Below are 16,296 nucleotides of genomic sequence, written 5' to 3'. Positions count from 1 at the left end.
GAGTAAAGAGCGACCCGCGCGCGTCTTCTTGGGTGGAGGCTCGTCCTCGGGGTCCTCGACCGACACGACACGTCCGGAGAAGGTGGGAGCGTTGCTGCCCGAGAGTACGAACGGCACCAGCGGAGGCGGGCTCGCCGTCCCGATGGCCTGGCTGTGTGCCGAGTTCACAGCCGGTGATCTGCTGCGCACGAGCTGTCTGGTGGAGCCCGGGTCACTGGAGTACCGGGCCGGACAGCGGACGCTGGCCCTCACCATCCACCTCTGCGAGAGCGCGGACGCCCCGGCCCGGACGGGCCGTGCGGACCGGCTCGACGAGTGGATCACGCGGACCGCCTACGACCAGCCCTGGCCCGAGTGGGTGCGCGAACGGCTCGACGCGCTGACCCGGGCGGGCGGCGAGGGGCCCGATCTGGCCCTGGCCCGCGAGACCTGGCGGCTCCTGGAGGCGACCCACATCAGGGCGGCCGACCTGGGCGGGCTGCCGCCCCTCTCGCCGGCCTTCCCCGTCGACGAGTCGGAGCAGGTCTGGATGCCCGCCTGGAAACTGGGGCTGCCCCTCGGTCACCTGGCCCTGCACCTCTACTGACGGCGCGGCCGTCCGCCGGCCGCGCACCGTCGTGCCGGGGCGCCGCCCCGGCACCTCAGCGGGCCGTCGGGTGGACTCCCGCCCGGTACTTCGGGATCCGCACCGTCACCTTCATCCCCGCGCCGGCGCCGGTCTCGATGACAAGTGCGTACTCCGCCCCGTACACCTGGCGCAGCCGCTCGTCCACGTTCGACAGGCCGATCCCGGAGCCCGAGGGACGTTCCCCGCGCAGGATCGCGCGCAGCACGTCCGGGTCCATGCCCACTCCGTCGTCCTCGATCGTCACCACGGCCTCCGCGCCCGCGTCACGGGCGTGGATCGTGACCCGGCAGTCGTTCACGGAGTCCTCCAGGCCGTGCTTGACCGCGTTCTCGACGAGCGGCTGGAGGCAGAGGAACGGCAGGGCCACCGGGAGCACTTCGGGGGCGATCTGCAGGCTGACCTTCAGCCGCTCGCCGAACCGGGCCCCGGCGAGCGCCAAGTACTGCTCGATCGCCCGCAGTTCGTCGGCGAGCTGGGCGAACTCCCCGTGCCTGCGGAAGGAGTAGCGGGTGAAGTCGGCGAACTCCAGGAGGAGTTCCCGCGCTCTTTCGGGGTCGGTGCGGACGAAGGAGGCGATCGCGGCGAGGGAGTTGAAGACGAAGTGCGGGGAGATCTGCGCCCGCAGGGCACGGATCTCGGCCTCCACCACCCGCGTCCGCGACCGGTCCAGCTCGGCCAGCTCCAGCTGTACGGAGGCCCAGCGCGCGACTTCCGTGGCGGCCCGCACGAGGACGGCGGACTCGCGCGAGCCGTAGGCCACGAGCGCTCCGAGCACGCCGTCCTCCCCGGTGAGCGGGGCGATCACCGCCCAGCGCAGGGGGCACTCGTCCTCCGCGCACCCCGTGTGCGCGGAGCGGCTGCGTCCGGAGGCGAGGGTCTCGGCCACCTGCTCCAGGACGTGGTCGCGGTGGTGGGCCTCGCCCGGCCCGTCCCACGCGAGGACGGTGGAGCGGTCGGTGAGGCAGAGCGCCTCGGTGCCGAGCAGGGACCGCAGCCGCCGGACGGCCTTGCGCGCGGTGTCCTCGGTCAGGCCCGCGCGCAGGGGCGGCGCGGCGAGCGAGGCGGTGTGCAGGGTGTGGAACGTGGCCCGTTCGACCGGGGTGCCGAGGTCCGGGTCGGCGGCCCGTGCGCCGCGCCGGGCGGCGAGCCGCCCGAGGACGAATCCGGCGGCGAGCAGCACGGCCGCGGCGGCGCACGCGGCCGCGAGGGCGATCCCGGTCATCGGCCGGCCCCTTCGCGCAGCAGGTCCTCGGGCAGGTGCAGCCGGGCCAGGATCGCCGGGGTCCCGGCCGGCACGTGCCCGGGGGTGGCCAGCGAGACCAGCACCATGGTCACGAAGCCCAACGGGACCGACCAGACGGCCGGCCAGGCCATCAGGGTGTGCGCCCAGCCCTCGGCCGGCAGCCCGGCCCGGGTCGCCATCACCGCGGTGAGCGCCGACCCTCCGCCGAGCAGCAGCCCGGCCATCGCCCCGGGCGGGGTCAGCCGCCGCCACCAGATGCCGAGGACCAGGAGCGGGCAGAAGGAGGAGGCCGACACGGCGAAGGCGAGACCGACGGCGTCCGCGACCGGGACCTTGGACGCCATGACCCCCACGGCCAGGGGGACGGCGGTGGCCAGGAGGGCCGCCAGGCGGAAGTGCCGTACGCCGCGGGAGGGCAGCACGTCCTGGGTGAGGACGCCCGCCACCGACATGGTCAGCCCGGAGGCGGTGGACAGGAACGCGGCGAAGGCGCCGCCGGCCAGCAGCGCGCCCAGAAGGTCGCCGAGCACCCCGCCGAGCATCCGCTCCGGCAGGACGAGCACGGCGGCGTCGGCGGCCCCGGTGAGGGCGAGTTCGGGGGCGTAGATCCGGCCCAGCGCTCCGTACACCGGCGGCAGGAGGTAGAACACGCCGACCAGCCCGAGCACGACGAGGGTGGTGCGGCGGGCGGCGCGGCCGTTCGGACTGGTGTAGAAGCGGACGGCGACGTGGGGCAGCCCCATGGTGCCGAGGAAGGTGGCGAGGATCAGGCCGTACGTGGCGTACAGCTGGTGCCCGTCCCGGCCGCCGGCCAGCGGTTGTGACCAGCCGAGCGGGTCGGCGCCCGTCGAGGCGCGGGCGGGGACGGTCGCCCCCGGGGGGAAGGCGAGTTCGGTGCCGCCCTCGACCCGGTGGGTGCCCTCGGGGAGCGTGACGGACCGCCCTTCGTACGCGGTGGCGTCGATCCGCCCGGTGACGGTGAGGGTCAGCGGGGTGTCGACCTCGATGCGTACGGTGTCGGCGACGCGGACGACGGTGTGCTCGCGGAAGACCGCCGGGGCGTCGAAGCGGACGCGGGGCGCGTCGTCACCGGACCAGGCGGCGGCGAGGAACAGCGCGGGCACGAGCAGGGCGGTGAGCTTGAGCCAGTACTGGAACGCCTGGACGAAGGTGATGCTGCGCATGCCGCCGGCGGCGACGATGCCGGTGACCACGACGGCGACGAGGAGCCCGCCGACCCAGTCGGGGGCGCCGGTGAGGATCTCCAGGGTCAGCCCCGCGCCCTGGAGCTGGGGCAGCAGATAGAGCCAGCCGATCCCGACGACGAAGAGGCTGGCGAGACGGCGGGCGGGCGGCGATTCGAGCCGGGCCTCGGCGAAGTCGGAGAGGGTGTACGCCCCGGAGCGGCGCAGCGGGGCCGCGACCAGCACGAGCAGGACGAGGTAACCGGCGGTGTAGCCGACGGGGTACCAGAGCATGTCGGGGCCCTGGACGAGGACGAGGCCGGCGATGCCGAGGAAGGACGCGGCGGAGAGGTACTCGCCGCTGATGGCGGCGGCGTTGAGCCCCGGGCCGGCGGTCCGGGAGGCGACGTAGAAGTCCGAGGTCGTGCGGGATATGCGCAGGCCGAGCGCGCCGATGAGCACGGTCGCCACGACGACGGCGGTGACCGCGGCCACCGCGTAGGTGTGGTTCACGTCCGTTCCCCCGGGCTCAGCGGCCCTCGACGAGACCGGTGAAGTCCCGTTCGTTGCGTTCGGCGCGGCGGACGTACCAGCGGGCGACGCCCCAGATGACCGGGTACACGCCGACGCCGAGGGCGGTCCAGACGACGGCCTCGGGGGCGGGGAGCGCGAGCAGCAGGGGCAGCGAGCCGACGAGCAGGGCGAGCGCGCCGAGGGCGGTGAGCGCGGCCTTCAGCTGGCTGCGCATCAGGGAGCGGACGTAGGTGTGGCCGAGGGTGGTCTGCTCGCTGATCTCGAAGCGCGCGGGTGGATGCCCGGCCGCTTTCCGGGCGGCGGGGCGGGGGCCCGGCGCCTGCCCGGGCACGGCGGTCGCGCCGTCGCGCACGGCCGAGGCGTACGTGACGGTCTCGCGCCGCGGCCGGCGCGGCGGTGGCTCCTGCTCGGGCATCGGCGTCCGCTCCCGCCTCTCTTCGTCCGCTGGGCGGGTGAGTCTACGCAGAAGCGATCACGGACGGTAGACGCGTGGGCGGGCGGACGGAACGGGGGGCGGGGGGCGGCCGCCGGAACGGGCGGGCCGGACAGCGAGTCGGGGCGGAACGCGAGGGCCCGAGGTCAGGAGCGCCGCCGGAACGGGCGGGTCGGACGTCAGGGGCGGCCGGCCGCCCGCCGCATCAGCAGGTCCCGCAGGTGACGGGCGTGGCGGCGGCTCACGGAGAGTTCGGCGGAACCGACCCGGACGGAGGTGGCGCCGCCGTCCAGGCGCAGCTCGTCGATCCGGTCGAGGGCCACGAGGTGACTGCGGTGGATCCGGACGAAGCCCCGGGCGGACCAGCGCTCCTCCAGGGTGGACAGCGGAATACGGACGAGGTGGCTGCCGTCCCGGGTGTGCAGGCGGGCGTAGTCGCCCTGCGCCTCGACGTAGTCGATGTCGTCGACGGCGACGAAACGGGTCACACCCGCCAGTTCGACCGGTATCTGTTCCGGCGCGCCGCCGGGCGCGAGGGCCGCCGGAGCGACGTGGGCCAGGTCGCGGACGCGTCGGACCGCCTCGGCGAGCCGCTCCCTGCGCACCGGCTTCAGGACGTAGTCGACCGCCTTCAGGTCGAAGGCCTGGAGGGCGAAGCCCTCGTGGGCGGTGACGAAGACGATCAGCGGCGGCCGGGCGAAGCCGGCGAGCAGCCGGGCGACGTCGAGCCCGGTGAGACCGGCCATGTGGATGTCGAGGAAGACGACGTCGATGGCCTCCTCGCCGTCGGGCCCGGCCTCCAGGGCGCGCCCGATCCTGCGCAGCGCCTCGGTCGCGTCGGTGGCTCCCTCGGCGCTGCGGACCCGCGGGTCGGCACGCAGGAGGTAGAGGAGTTCCCCGAGGGCCGGCTCTTCGTCGTCGACGGCCAGTACGCGCAGCATGGAGCGGAGTGTAGGCGGGGCGGCGGGCTATCTCAGCAGTCGGGACATCCGGCGGTCGGCGAGCGCCTTGCCGCCGGTCTGGCAGGTCGGGCAGTACTGCAGCGAGGAGTCGCTGAAGGACACCTCGCGGATGGTGTCCCCGCAGACCGGGCACGGCTCGCCGGTGCGGCCGTGGACGCGCAGACCGCTCTTCTTCTCCGCCTTCAGCCTGCCCGCCGCGATGCCGTGCGAGCGTTCCACGGCCTCGCGCAGGGTGGTGCGCATCGCCTCGTACAGGGCGGCGGTCTCCGCCTCGGTGAGGTTCTGGGTCGGCTTGAAGGGGGACATCCTCGCCACGTGGAGGATCTCGTCGCTGTACGCGTTGCCGATGCCGGCGATCAGGCTCTGGTCGCGCAGGGCTCCCTTGATCTGACGCCGTTCCCCGGCGAGCAGCGCGGTGAACGAGGCGAGGTCGAACCCGGCGGCGAGCGGGTCGGGTCCGAGGCGGGCGACGCCGGGCACGTCCTGGGGGTCGCGGACGAGGTGGACGGCGAGGCGTTTGGTGGTGCCGGCCTCGGTGAGGTCGAAGCCCTCGCCCGTGATCAGCGCGGTGCGCAGGGCGAGGGGGCCCTTGCCGGGACGCGGAGGTCCCGAGGGCAGGGGGTCCCTCCACTGGAGCCAGCCCGCGCGGGCCAGATGGACCAGCAGGTGCAGCAGCTCGCCCGTGGTGCCGGCGGTCTCGATGTCGAGGAACTTGCCGTGCCGGGCGACCGAGACGACCTCGGCGCCGTCGAGGGCGCCCAGCGGAGGGTCGTACGTCTTGAGCACGCTGATCGCGACCGGGATGACACGGGCGATCTCCTTGCCCACGAGATGCTCGTCGAGGAACTCTCGCAGCGCTTCCACCTCGGGCAGTTCGGGCATGGCTCCACCCTGCCCCAAGCGCGCCCGCGCCGCGCGTTCAACGGCTCCCGTCCGCCGGCCGTCGTCCCCGCGCCCGACCGCTCCCGTCGCCCGCCGTCGTCCCCGCGGTCAACGGCTCCCGTCCGCCCGGTCCAGCAGGTCGAGTTCGTCGCCGAGGGCGTCGGCCAGGGCGTCGAGGTCGGGGACGGCCTTGCCGTCGGCGACCAGGCCGACGTGGACCCGTCCGCCGTAGGGGGACATGGCGACGGCGAGGGACTGGCCGCGGGCGAGCGGCGCCATGGGATAGAGCTCGCGCAGCGGGGCGCCGCCGAGGGAGAGGGCCGAGCGGGGCAGCGGCACGCTGGTGACCAGCACGTCGAAGAGGAGGCGGGCGGCTCCCGACGCCAGCGGCGCCCCGAAGCGGTGGGCGAGCGGTGGGAGTTGGTCGGCCAGCACGGCGACGGCGCCGGCGCCGCGCAGCGGCCCGTCGGCCTTGTTGCGCTCCATCCCCCGCCGTACGGCGGCCAGCCGGGCGTCCGGGTCGGGCTCGGTGACCGGCAGCGCGAGGAGGTACGCGGACAGGCTGTTGCCGGTGGCCGGCGCGGCTCCCGGGCGCCGGCGCGAGACGGGGACGAGGGCACGCGGGTCCACTCCGGGGAGCGGTTCGCCGCGCCCCTCGAGCCAGCGGCGCAGGGCCCCGGCGACCACGGCGAGCAGCACGTCGTTGGCGGTACCGCCCGAGGCGCGGCGCACCCGCTGGATCGGGTCGAGGTCCAGGGCGGCGGTGGCCACCCGGCGGGTCCCGCTGGACTGGGCGGCGAGGGCCGTGGCGCCCCGGGGGTCGACGCGGCTGGCGCGGAGCACGCTGGCGCCGACCTCCACGGCCCGGCCGAGGTCCTCGATCCGGTCACGGGCGGCCCCGACGATCCGCCCGGGACCGGGAAGCCAGGAGCGTGGGGGCACGGGGCGGGCGCGTCGCCGGCCGGCCCCGCGGGCGGCGGCGATCTCGTCGAAGATCCCGGCGCCGATGGCGACGGCCCGCAGGCCGTCCGCGAGGGCGTGGTGGAGTTTGACCAGGACGGCGAAGGAGCCGTCGGGGGCGCCGGTGAGGAGGAACATCTCCCACGGGGGCCGCCCGCGCTCCAAGGGGCGTTCCATGAGGTCGCCGGCGAGCCGGGCGGTCTCGTCGGCGAAGTCCGCGCCCGGCAGGACGATCCTGCGCACGTGCCGTCGTACGTCGAAGTCCTTGTCCGCCGCCCAGGCCGCGCCTCCCACGGGCAGCCAGACGTCGCGGACGCGCATGCGCAGCCGGGGGATCGCCGCCGCCCGGCAGGCGAGCAGGTCGAGGACATCGGTGCCGTCCGGTGCCGGGCCGAAGTGGGCGAGGGCGCCCAGGTGCATGGGGTGGTCGGTGGATTCGAGGTGCCAGAAGGCCAGATCGAGGGGTGCCAGAAGCTCGGTGCTCAACGCATCCTCATGTCCAGGGTCGTGTTCGGAAAGGCAGCGGAAGCCCGAAGTCAATCGCGGACGGTCTGTTACGGTCAAGTACGATCTGTATACACAGGGTTAACTCCGAATTCGCACCAGACGCATTTGCCGCTGCCGCGCGACTCCACGCCCCAGACGTCCGAGATCTGGTCGACGAGCAGCAGCCCGCGCCCCGAGACGCCCGCGTCCCCCGCCTCCCGGCGCCTGGGCAGCGCGCTGGAGCGGTCCTCGACCTCCACCCGCAGCCGCCGCTCCGGGTCACCGAGCATCCGCAGGGTCACGATCGCCCCTCCGTCGGTGTGCATCAGCGCGTTGGTGATCAGCTCGTCGGCGACCAGCTCGATCTCGTCGGAGCGGTCGCCGCCGCCCCATGCCTTCACGGCGGCCCTGATCATGTGGCGGGCCGAGCTCAGCGCCTCCGGGTCGCTCTGCCCGACGTGTTGCTGGAGTCGGCCGCCGGGCCGCGGGAAGTACGCCCCCTCGCGGCGCAGCAGCAGGATCGCCACGTCGTCGTCGCCGCCCCGCTCGTCCACGCTGTCGCACAGGTGGTCGGCGAGCTGCTGGAGGTCGCGCGGCCCGCGCCGTACCAGGGAGGCGAGCCAGCGCATCCCCTCGTCGAGGTCCGATCCGGGCGCCTCCACCAGGCCGTCGGTGTAGAGGACCAGGGTCTGCCCGGGGTCCAGCTCCAGGGCGGTCACCGGATAGTCCAGTCGTCCGAACTCCGCGGAGAGCCCCAGGGGCAGCCCGCCCTCCACGGCGAGCCTGCGGCAGCCGCCGTCGGTGTCCTGGATCAGGGGGTTCACATGGCCCGCGCGCACCAGCTGCACGACGCCGGTCGAGAGGTCCGCCTCGGCGTAGGTGCAGGTGGCGAAGCGCTCGGTGTCCAGTTCGTGGAGGAAGACGGAGGCCCGGGCCATCACCGTCGCCGGATTGTGGCCTTCGGCGGCGTAGGCCCGCAGCACGATCCGCAGCTGGCCCATGACGGCCGCCGCGTGGGTGTCGTGTCCCTGGACGTCGCCGATGACGGTGCCGACCCGGCCGCCGGGGAGCGGGATGATGTCGTACCAGTCGCCGCCGATGTCCCGGCCGAGACGGGCCGAGCGGTAGCGGACGGCTATGTGCGCCCCCGGCACGTCGGGGATCCGGCGCGGCAGCATCGCCTGCTGGAGCCCTTCCGCCAGGTCGTGCTCCTGCTCGTAGAGCATGGCCCGCTGGAGGCTCTGCGCGATGCTGCTGCCGAGCGCGACCAGCAGATTGCGCTCGTCGGCGCTGAAGCCGGTCTTGTCGCTGTAGAGGAGACCGAGCGCGCCGATGGGGCGGGCCTGGGCGATCAGCGGCAGATAGGCGGCCGAGGTGATGCCCAGGCCGCTGATGTGGGGCCACAGGAGCGGGTAGGCCCGCGCGAATTCCTCGGGCGAGTCGATGAACCGGGGCGCGAGGGTACGGATCACCTCGCTCATCGGGTACGGCTCGTCCACGCGGGTGAAGCGGGTGCCGGGCACGAAGGCGCCGTCGGGCCCCTCGGCGACGAGGTGGATCCGGCCGGACTCGAGCAGACCCATGACCAGGCTGGTGGCGCCGAAGTACTCCAGGCCGTGGGAGTCGTTCAGCAGGTCGATGACGTCCGTGACGGTCCGGGCGTGGGCGAGCGCGGCGGTGGTGCTCTCGACGACGCTCGTACGCTTGCGCCGGCCCTCGTCGAGGCCGAGCCGGGCGGCGGACTCGGTCAGCTCTTCCGAGGCGTCGCGGATGATGCCGAGGATCCGCCGCGGGCGTCCCGTCTCGTCGCGGTGGATGATGCCCTGCGTGTGGGTCCAGCGCTGGCTGCCGTCGCGGCGGCGGATGCGGAAGTAGGCGCCGTAGCGGTCGCTGCCGTCCTTGAGGGCGTGGGTGACGAGTGTGTCGAGCCGGCGGCCCTCGTCGGGCAGTACACGGACGCCGAGAGTGGCGGGGTCGTCGTCGTACTCGTCGGGGCGCATGTCGAAGACCCTCAGCGCGCCCTCGTCCATGGTCATGGTCCCGGTGGTCAGATCCCAGTCGAATCCGCCCATCCCGAACTCCTGGCCGAAGGTGCGGAGGAAGCAGCACGTCACACCCCCTGCCCCTGTTTCGCAGCGGCAGCTCTCCGCCGCCTCGCCGCCCCCTCTGCCCGCGTCCATGGGGCCACGCTAGGCGCAGGTCCGGCCTCGCGCACGGCAGGATCACGCGGGGGGGGGACCACGCGGCGGGGCACCGGGCGGAGGGCGGCGGGTCACGACCGGCGGACGGTGGTCGCGGACGGAGAGACGCGGAAGGGATCGGCGCCCGGGAGGGCGGGGCCCGGCGCGCACCGGGCCATGCCGAGGTCAGCCCTCGAAGGTCTCCGGCTGCCGGGCTCCCGGGTCGGCCGGGAAGAGGTCCTCGGGCAGGTCCTCGGGCAGGTCCTCGGGCAGCGGAACGGCCTGATCCGGCCCTGTCGGCGGGTCGGGCTCCCCCGGAACGTCCGGGTCCGGGGGCGTGTCCGGCTCCGGAGGCGGCTCCTGCCCCTTCGGCGGTTCGGGCAGCGGCTCGGGCAGCGGCTCCGGCTCGGTCGGCGGGCCGTCCTCCGGGTCGCCGGGCGCCCGTCCCGTGCCGCCGTCGGGCGGTGGCGTCGGGGCGCCGGGGGGCACCTGGCTCCGGGGCGGCGCGTCGGGGGCGTCCCGGCCGGTCGGCGGCGGGCTCGGCGGCGCGGCGACGAGGTCGCACTCGTCCGGATCGCAGGGAGGCAGGACGTCGGGGTCGCGGTCCCCCTCGCCGTCGGACCCGCTGCGGCGCTCGATCCAGGTGTTGTCGGCGAGGTTCACGATGACCAGGCTGCCGACGACGGTGGTGGTCGGGGTGACGGCCACGACCCGGTCGGGGTGGTAGCCGCTCCAGGGCTTTCCGCTGTGCGCGGCGCCCTTGTCGTCGACGGGCGAACGCAGGGGGTTCCCGCAGGCGCAGCGGACGCGGGGCGCTCCGTAGCCGTCGACGAGGACCGCCGTGCCGGTCTGGAGGACGGCCTGGAAGGGGACGGCCTCGCCGGCCCGGTAGCCGTGGCCGGTGACCCGGGTGTCGGTGCGCAGCAGCACCGGGGTGAGTTCGCGCAGCCAGTCGGCGACGCCGGCCTCCGGGACACCGGCGCTCTCGGCGAAGGCCCGCGCCTTGGCCGGGTTCTCGGTGAGGAGGGCGACCTGCTGTTCGACGTCGCAACTGGCGACGGACCGGGTGCCGCCGTAGAGGCCGGGGGTGGAGCCGGTGACCTCGCGCAGGGCCCGCCCTCGGGCGGGTACCGGGGACGCGGGTGCCTGGGCCCGGGCTGCCGTCCCCGCCGCGACGGTGGTGGTCAGGGCGGTGGAGGCGGTGAAGGGGTCGGGCCCCTGGGCCGTGGCCGACTGCAGGAGGACCTCCCCGAAGGCGGCGGTCGGCTCCTCGGCCCCTCCGCCGCCGCTCGCGCCGCCGGAGGAACAGCCCGCGACCAGCAGGGCGGAGGCCAGCGCGGCGATCGCGGGGAGGGGCGGACGTGACCGACGTAGGGGTGAGCGCACGTGCTTCTCCCGCCTCTTCGCCCCGAGCCGCTTGCTTCGCCCCGAGGGCGTTCGGCGCACCCGGGGCATTCCCCCATGTCTGTCTCATCCCACCCGCTCCCGCCATCGGAGGACGGCCATTCGATGGCCCCGTCGGCGCCGGGGACGCACCCGGCCCAACCACTTGAACACGTTCAAGAGAAGGTCTACGCTCGACAGCAGCACTTGAACACGTTCAAGAGGGGGTGGCCGCATGTCCGTACTGGTCGGGCTGATCGTGATGCTGGGCATGCTGGTCGTCGTACCGGCGGGACTTCGCCTGATCGACGGCCCCCAGCCCGCCGGACTGCGCGGGCTGGCCCGGTTCTGGCCGCTGCTCGCCCTGCCCGGCGCCGTCGCCCTCTGGCTCCCCCGCGGCCCCACCGCCACCGCTCTCGCCGCCCTCTACGCCCTGGCCACGCTGGCACTGGCGCTGCACGCACCGCTCCGGCTCGCCGCGACCGGCTCCCTCGCCCCCGCCGAGATCGCCGTGCTCACCGCCCTGGCGGCCCCCTCGGTCGCCGGACTGGCCCTCGTCGCCGAACGCGCCGGCCACGAGCTCTTCGGCTTCGACCTCGAGATCCTCGCCCTCACGGTCCCCCACTTCCACTTCGCGGGCTTCGCCGCCGCCCTCGTCGCCGGCCTGGTCTGCCGCGCCTCCCCGGGGCCCACCGCACGGTTCGCGGCGCTCAGCGTCCCGCTCGGCACCCTGCTCGTCCTGCTCGGCTACTTCGTGGACGACTGGGCCGAGCTGGCCGGAGCGGTCGTCCTCACCGCGGGGATGTGGGCGGTCGCCCTGCTGACCTGGCGGGACGTCCGGACCGGTGTGACCGACCCGGCCACCCGCACACTCCTGGCCACCTCGGCGGCCGTCCTCGTCGCCACCATGCTGCTCGCCCTGAGCTGGGCACTCGGCGAGGCCACCGGACTGCCCCATCCCAGCCTCACCTGGATGGCCGCCACGCACGGCCTCGCCAACGCCCTCGGCTTCGCGCTGTGCTCGGTGCTCGCCTGGCGCCGGCTGCGCACCCTCCCGCCCCGATCGGAGACCGCGTCATGACCCGTCTGATCCGCAGCTTCGCCACCCCCTCCCCCGGCGGCCTGAACTACCCCGAGGTCGGCGCCACCGCGTCGGGCTCCCTGCCCGCCGGCTATCACCACCTGCACCACACGACCCGGATCGGGCACGGCCGCGAGGACTTCGAGACCGCCGCCGCGGCCGTCACCACCTGGCGGATGCACCGCTCCTCGGGCGCCCGGGTCCGCAGCGAGGCCGTCCGCGCCGAGCCGGGCACCCTCGTCGAGGTATCCGTCGGCGTCGGCCCCCTCCGCCTCGCCGCGCCCTGCGAGGTGGTGTGGACGGCGTACGAGAAGGACCGCGGCGGCTTCGCGTACGGCACCCGCGGCCGGCACCCCGAGCGCGGGGAGGAGTCCTTCGTCGTGGACCTGCACGCCGACGGCTCGGTCCGGTTCACGGTCACCGCGTTCAGCCGCCCCGCCACCTGGTACACCCGCCTCGCGGGCCCGCTCGTCCCCGTCCTCCAGCACGCCTACGCCCGCCACCTCGGGCGCACCCTGCGGCGCCTTGTCGAGGGGTGAAGGGGACACACCGGGCGTTACGCTCCTTCTGTAGGCGTATGCAGAGGTAGGTCCTCCCCATCCGAGGAGCCGGCGATGAGTCAGTACGACGAATACACGAGTCCCTCGCAGGCCGAGGGCGAGCGGCTCGACGAGGACATGGACGCCCAGGAGCGGACGCAGCGGCATCCGCAGACCATGCGCACCACGCCGTCCCAGGCGGAGGGCGAGCGCACCGCGGACGACGAGGGGAAGGGCTGACCCACCGGCCCGCGCGGGGCCGGTGGGGCGGTGGCGGGTCCGCGACGGCCGGGGTGGGTCGGGGGCGTCGCGCGGCTCCGGTGACGGGACGGGGTGAGCCCCGGCCCTTCGGGGCCGATACTGGAGGGGATGGAGTGGTTCACCGCACCCGACTACTGGCTGAGCCGGATCGTGTTCCAGCGCGGGCTCGCCGGGCTCTACCTCGTGGCGTTCCTCTCGGCCGCCCTGCAGTTCCGGGCCCTGATCGGCGAGCGGGGGATGACCCCCGTACCGGAGTACGTCCGCCGGGTGGATCCCCGCAGGGCCCCCAGCCTCTTCCACTGGCGCTACTCCGACCGTCTGTTCGCCCTGGTCGCCTGGACGGGCGCGGGACTGGCGCTCGCTCTGGTGGCGGGCGCGGGAGACGCCGTTCCGCTCCCGGCCTCGATGCTGCTCTGGGCGGTGCTGTGGGCCCTGTACCTCTCCATCGTCAATGTCGGCCAGACCTGGTACGGCTTCGGCTGGGAGTCGCTGCTCCTGGAGACCGGGTTCCTCGCCGTCTTCCTCGGCAACGACGACACCGCTCCACCGGTCCTGGTGCTGTTCCTGCTGCGCTGGCTGCTCTTCCGCGTGGAGTTCGGGGCGGGACTGATCAAGCTGCGCGGCGACCGCTGCTGGCGCGACCTGACCTGCCTGTACTACCACCACGAGACGCAGCCGATGCCGGGGCCGCTCAGCTGGTTCTTCCACCGTCTGCCGCGGCCCCTGCACCGCGCCGAGGTGGCCGCCAACCACGTCGTCCAACTGGTCGTCCCGGTGCTGCTCTTCGCTCCCCAGCCGGTGGCGACGGTCGCGGCCGGTCTCATGGTCGTCACCCAGCTGTGGCTGGTGCTCTCCGGCAACTTCGCCTGGCTGAACTGGATCACGATCGTCCTCGCGCTCTCCGCCGTGGACGGCTCGTCGCTGGTCGGTGACCACCCGCGGCCCGATCCGCCGCTCTGGTACGTCGTCGTGGTCGTGGCCGCGACGGCGCTGCTCCTCGCCCTCAGCTACCGCCCGGCCCGCAATCTCCTCTCCAAGCGCCAGGCGATGAACCGCTCGTACGACCCGTTCCACCTGGTCAACACGTACGGCGCCTTCGGCTCGATCGGCCGCGTGCGGGACGAGATCGTGATCGAGGGGACGGACGACCCGGCGCCGCACCCGGGCACCGTCTGGCGGGAGTACGGCTTCAAGGGCAAACCGGGCGACCCGCGGCGGATGCCCCGCCAGTTCGCCCCGTACCATCTGCGGCTCGACTGGCTGATGTGTTTCGCGGCGCTCTCCCCCGGCTATGCGCGCGACTGGTTCGGGCCCTTCCTCGAGCGGCTGCTCGAAGGCGACCGGGACACCCTGCGGCTGTTGCGCCACAACCCCTTCCCCGACCGGCCGCCGGTCCACGTCCGGGCACGGCTCTACCGCTACCGGTACACGACCTGGCGGGAACTGCGGGAGACCGGCGCGTGGTGGCACCGGACGCTCGTACGGGAGTACGCGCCGCCGATCCGGCTGCGGGAGACGCGCGCCCGGTGAGGGCGAGCGGGCCGGGCCCCGCCGGACACGCCTGTGCCCCCGGCCGGGATCCGGACGGGGGCACAGGGCGAAGCGATGATCGCGACTCAGTCGATACCGGGCAGGATGTGCGGCTCCGCGAGGTCGTCCTCGTAGCCGGCGAGCCGGATGGGGGCCGAGCGGGCCCACACCTCCAGGCTGCCCAGCTCTCCGGACCGCCGTGGCCGCTCCGGACTTTCGGCCGGTCGCTGGTCCTGCTTCGTCAGTTCTGGTGTCACCGCGCACTCCCTTGTGTCGCGTTACCAATGAGGGCTTGGCCGGTCGGTCGCGGTGGCGCCGTTCTCGGGCGGGACCGCGGCCTTGGTGGCAGGCCAGTCCCCGGGCCGGCCGTGAGGGTTTGGTGAAACCCTGGTGGCCGACCGTCGACATCAGACTAACCAAATGAGCGCGCTCGCGCTCTATGGGGCTCAAAAGTGTGACGCGATCGGGTGAATGCCATACGGGTGAGCGATCTACCAGTTGGCGGGCGCGTAGTCCTTCAGGAAGCAGCCGTACAGGTCCTCGCCCGCCTCGCCGCGCACGATCGGGTCGTAGACACGGGCCGCGCCGTCGATCAGGTCGAGGGGGGCGTGGAAGCCCTCCTCGGCAAGCCGGATCTTGTCCGGATGCGGGCGCTCGTCGGTGATCCAGCCGGTGTCGACGGCCGTCATGAGGATGCCGTCGGACTCGAACATCTCCTGGGCGCTGGTGCGCGTCAGCATGTTGAGGGCGGCCTTGGCCATGTTGGTGTGCGGGTGACCCGCCCCCTTGTAGCCGCGGCTGAAGACGCCCTCCATCGCGGAGACGTTGACGACGTACGTCCGCTTCGCGGCGGAGGCCGCCATCGCCGGGCGGAGCCGGCTGATCAGGATGAAGGGCGCGGTGGAGTTGCACAGCTGCACTTCGAGCAGCTCGACCGGGTCGACCTCGGAGACGGTCTGGATCCAGCTGTTGGTGTCGTGCAGGTCGGGGACCAGACCGCCGGCGTCGATCGCGGTACCGGCCGCGATCCGCTCCAGGGAGGCCGAGCCGCCGACGAGGGCCAGCTCGGTCACGTCCTGCGCGGTCAGCGCGTCGCCGCGTCGGGCCGAGGGCAGGGCCGGAATGGTGTCGACGGCTCCGGAGCCGAAGGTGCCGATGATCTGGGCGGGCGGCAGCTCGCCGGCCGGCAGCGGCGCGGACTCGGCGGCGACCAGCTCGCTGTACGCGCCCGGGGAGCGGCGCACGGTCTGGGCGGCGTTGTTGATGAGGATGTCGAGCGGGCCCTCGGCGGCGACGGAGTCGGCGAGCGCCACGACCTGGGCGGGGTCGCGCAGGTCGATGCCGACGACCTTGAGGCGGCCGATCCACTCGTCGCTGTCCGGCATCGCCTTGAAGCGGCGGATGGCGTCGTTGGGGAAGCGTGTGGTGATGGTGGTGTGGGCGCCGTCGCGCAGCAGCCGCAGCGCGATGTACATGCCGATCTTGGCGCGGCCGCCGGTGAGCAGGGCGCGCTTGCCGGTCAGGTCGGCGCGGGCGTCCCGCCGCGCCCGGTTCTCGGCCGCGCAGGGCTGGCAGAGCTGGTGGTAGAAGTAGTCCACCTCGGTGTACCGCGTCTTGCAGATGTAGCAGGAGCGGGGGCGCTGGAGTATCCCGGCGATCTGTCCGGCCTCGGTGACGGACGAGGGGAGGATGCCCTCGGTCTCGTCGTCGATCCGCTGGGCGGAGCCGGTGGCGGTGGACTCGGTGACCGCCTTGTCGTGCGCGGTCTTGGCGGCCCGGCGCTCCTGACGGCGGCGCTGCTTGACGGTCCGGTAGATCCCGGCGGTGGCGCGGCGCACGGCGACCGCGTCGGGGTGGTCCACGTCGAGCTTGTCGAGCTCGTCGAGGACGCTCAGGCAGACGGCCAGGCGCTCGGGGTCGATGCCCGGCCCGTACTCCTGGGTCTCTTCAGTCACCGTCATGCCTTCGCCGTTCCTCGATCGCTCGTACGCTCGCGCGCGCCATCTCTCA

15 protein-coding genes are annotated in these 16,296 nt (G+C 73.9%); 5 read left to right on the top strand and 10 right to left on the bottom strand.

Going from position 1 to position 16,296, the window contains the following annotated elements; genetic code table 11:
* Positions 1 to 91 precede the first annotated feature (91 nt).
* Positions 92 to 586: a hypothetical protein gene (locus ACZ68P_RS33530; protein ID WP_471012849.1), complete on the top strand. Its 495-nt coding sequence runs from the start codon at positions 92 to 94 to the stop codon at positions 584 to 586.
* A gap of 55 nt (positions 587 to 641) precedes the next feature.
* Here ACZ68P_RS33530 and ACZ68P_RS33525 read toward each other — a convergent pair whose 3' ends face one another.
* The 8 genes from ACZ68P_RS33525 to ACZ68P_RS33490 form a co-directional block, all read right to left on the bottom strand.
* Positions 642 to 1,850 (bottom strand): histidine kinase, encoded by a 1,209-nt coding sequence (locus tag ACZ68P_RS33525; RefSeq protein WP_471012848.1) that lies wholly within the window; start codon positions 1,848 to 1,850, stop codon positions 642 to 644.
* Entirely contained in the window at positions 1,847 to 3,568 is a 1,722-nt protein-coding gene (locus ACZ68P_RS33520) for a sodium/solute symporter (protein WP_471012846.1), read from the bottom strand. Before ACZ68P_RS33520 ends, ACZ68P_RS33525 begins: the two co-directional genes overlap by 4 nt.
* A gap of 16 nt (positions 3,569 to 3,584) precedes the next feature.
* The gene (locus ACZ68P_RS33515) at positions 3,585 to 4,004 is read right to left on the bottom strand and encodes a hypothetical protein (protein ID WP_471012844.1); all 420 of its coding nucleotides are present in this window, start codon (positions 4,002 to 4,004) and stop codon (positions 3,585 to 3,587) included.
* A gap of 197 nt (positions 4,005 to 4,201) precedes the next feature.
* Entirely contained in the window at positions 4,202 to 4,963 is a 762-nt protein-coding gene (locus ACZ68P_RS33510) for a LytR/AlgR family response regulator transcription factor (protein ID WP_471012843.1), read from the bottom strand.
* Between the two features lie 27 nt (positions 4,964 to 4,990).
* The gene (locus ACZ68P_RS33505; RefSeq protein WP_471012841.1) at positions 4,991 to 5,866 is read right to left on the bottom strand and encodes an Fpg/Nei family DNA glycosylase; all 876 of its coding nucleotides are present in this window, start codon (positions 5,864 to 5,866) and stop codon (positions 4,991 to 4,993) included.
* A 108-nt stretch (positions 5,867 to 5,974) separates the two neighbouring features.
* On the bottom strand, positions 5,975 to 7,312 hold the full coding sequence (locus tag ACZ68P_RS33500) for a wax ester/triacylglycerol synthase family O-acyltransferase (RefSeq protein WP_471012840.1): 1,338 nt from the start codon (positions 7,310 to 7,312) through the stop codon (positions 5,975 to 5,977).
* A gap of 74 nt (positions 7,313 to 7,386) precedes the next feature.
* Positions 7,387 to 9,384, bottom strand: coding sequence for a SpoIIE family protein phosphatase (locus ACZ68P_RS33495; protein WP_471012883.1), 1,998 nt, complete (start codon positions 9,382 to 9,384; stop codon positions 7,387 to 7,389).
* Between the two features lie 294 nt (positions 9,385 to 9,678).
* Positions 9,679 to 10,878 carry a DUF6777 domain-containing protein gene (locus tag ACZ68P_RS33490; RefSeq protein ID WP_471012838.1) on the bottom strand — a complete coding sequence of 400 codons (1,200 nt, stop codon included), beginning with the start codon at positions 10,876 to 10,878 and terminating at the stop codon, positions 9,679 to 9,681.
* A gap of 232 nt (positions 10,879 to 11,110) precedes the next feature.
* Between ACZ68P_RS33490 and ACZ68P_RS33485 the strand changes: the two genes are divergently transcribed.
* The 4 genes from ACZ68P_RS33485 (at position 11,111) to ACZ68P_RS33470 (ending at position 14,286) form a co-directional block, all read left to right on the top strand.
* Complete coding sequence (locus ACZ68P_RS33485) at positions 11,111 to 11,956, top strand: YndJ family protein (RefSeq protein ID WP_471012836.1); 846 nt, start codon at positions 11,111 to 11,113, stop codon at positions 11,954 to 11,956.
* Complete coding sequence (locus tag ACZ68P_RS33480) at positions 11,953 to 12,495, top strand: DUF1990 family protein (RefSeq protein WP_471012834.1); 543 nt, start codon at positions 11,953 to 11,955, stop codon at positions 12,493 to 12,495. Before ACZ68P_RS33485 ends, ACZ68P_RS33480 begins: the two co-directional genes overlap by 4 nt.
* 75 nt (positions 12,496 to 12,570) lie before the next feature.
* On the top strand, positions 12,571 to 12,735 hold the full coding sequence (locus tag ACZ68P_RS33475) for a hypothetical protein (protein ID WP_471012833.1): 165 nt from the start codon (positions 12,571 to 12,573) through the stop codon (positions 12,733 to 12,735).
* 129 nt (positions 12,736 to 12,864) lie between these two features.
* A complete protein-coding gene (locus ACZ68P_RS33470) occupies positions 12,865 to 14,286 on the top strand; it encodes a lipase maturation factor family protein (protein ID WP_471012831.1) in 1,422 nt (473 codons plus the stop codon).
* An 86-nt stretch (positions 14,287 to 14,372) separates the two neighbouring features.
* On the opposite strand, the gene ACZ68P_RS33465 is transcribed toward ACZ68P_RS33470, so the two are convergent.
* Positions 14,373 to 14,543, bottom strand: coding sequence for a hypothetical protein (locus ACZ68P_RS33465; protein WP_471012830.1), 171 nt, complete (start codon positions 14,541 to 14,543; stop codon positions 14,373 to 14,375).
* A gap of 234 nt (positions 14,544 to 14,777) precedes the next feature.
* Positions 14,778 to 16,247 (bottom strand): SDR family NAD(P)-dependent oxidoreductase, encoded by a 1,470-nt coding sequence (locus ACZ68P_RS33460; RefSeq protein ID WP_471012828.1) that lies wholly within the window; start codon positions 16,245 to 16,247, stop codon positions 14,778 to 14,780.
* Between the last annotated feature and the right edge of the window lie 49 nt (positions 16,248 to 16,296).

Source organism: Streptomyces sp. NPDC036822, assembly GCF_055609145.1.
This window is presented reverse-complemented; position numbering and strand designations above follow the sequence as displayed.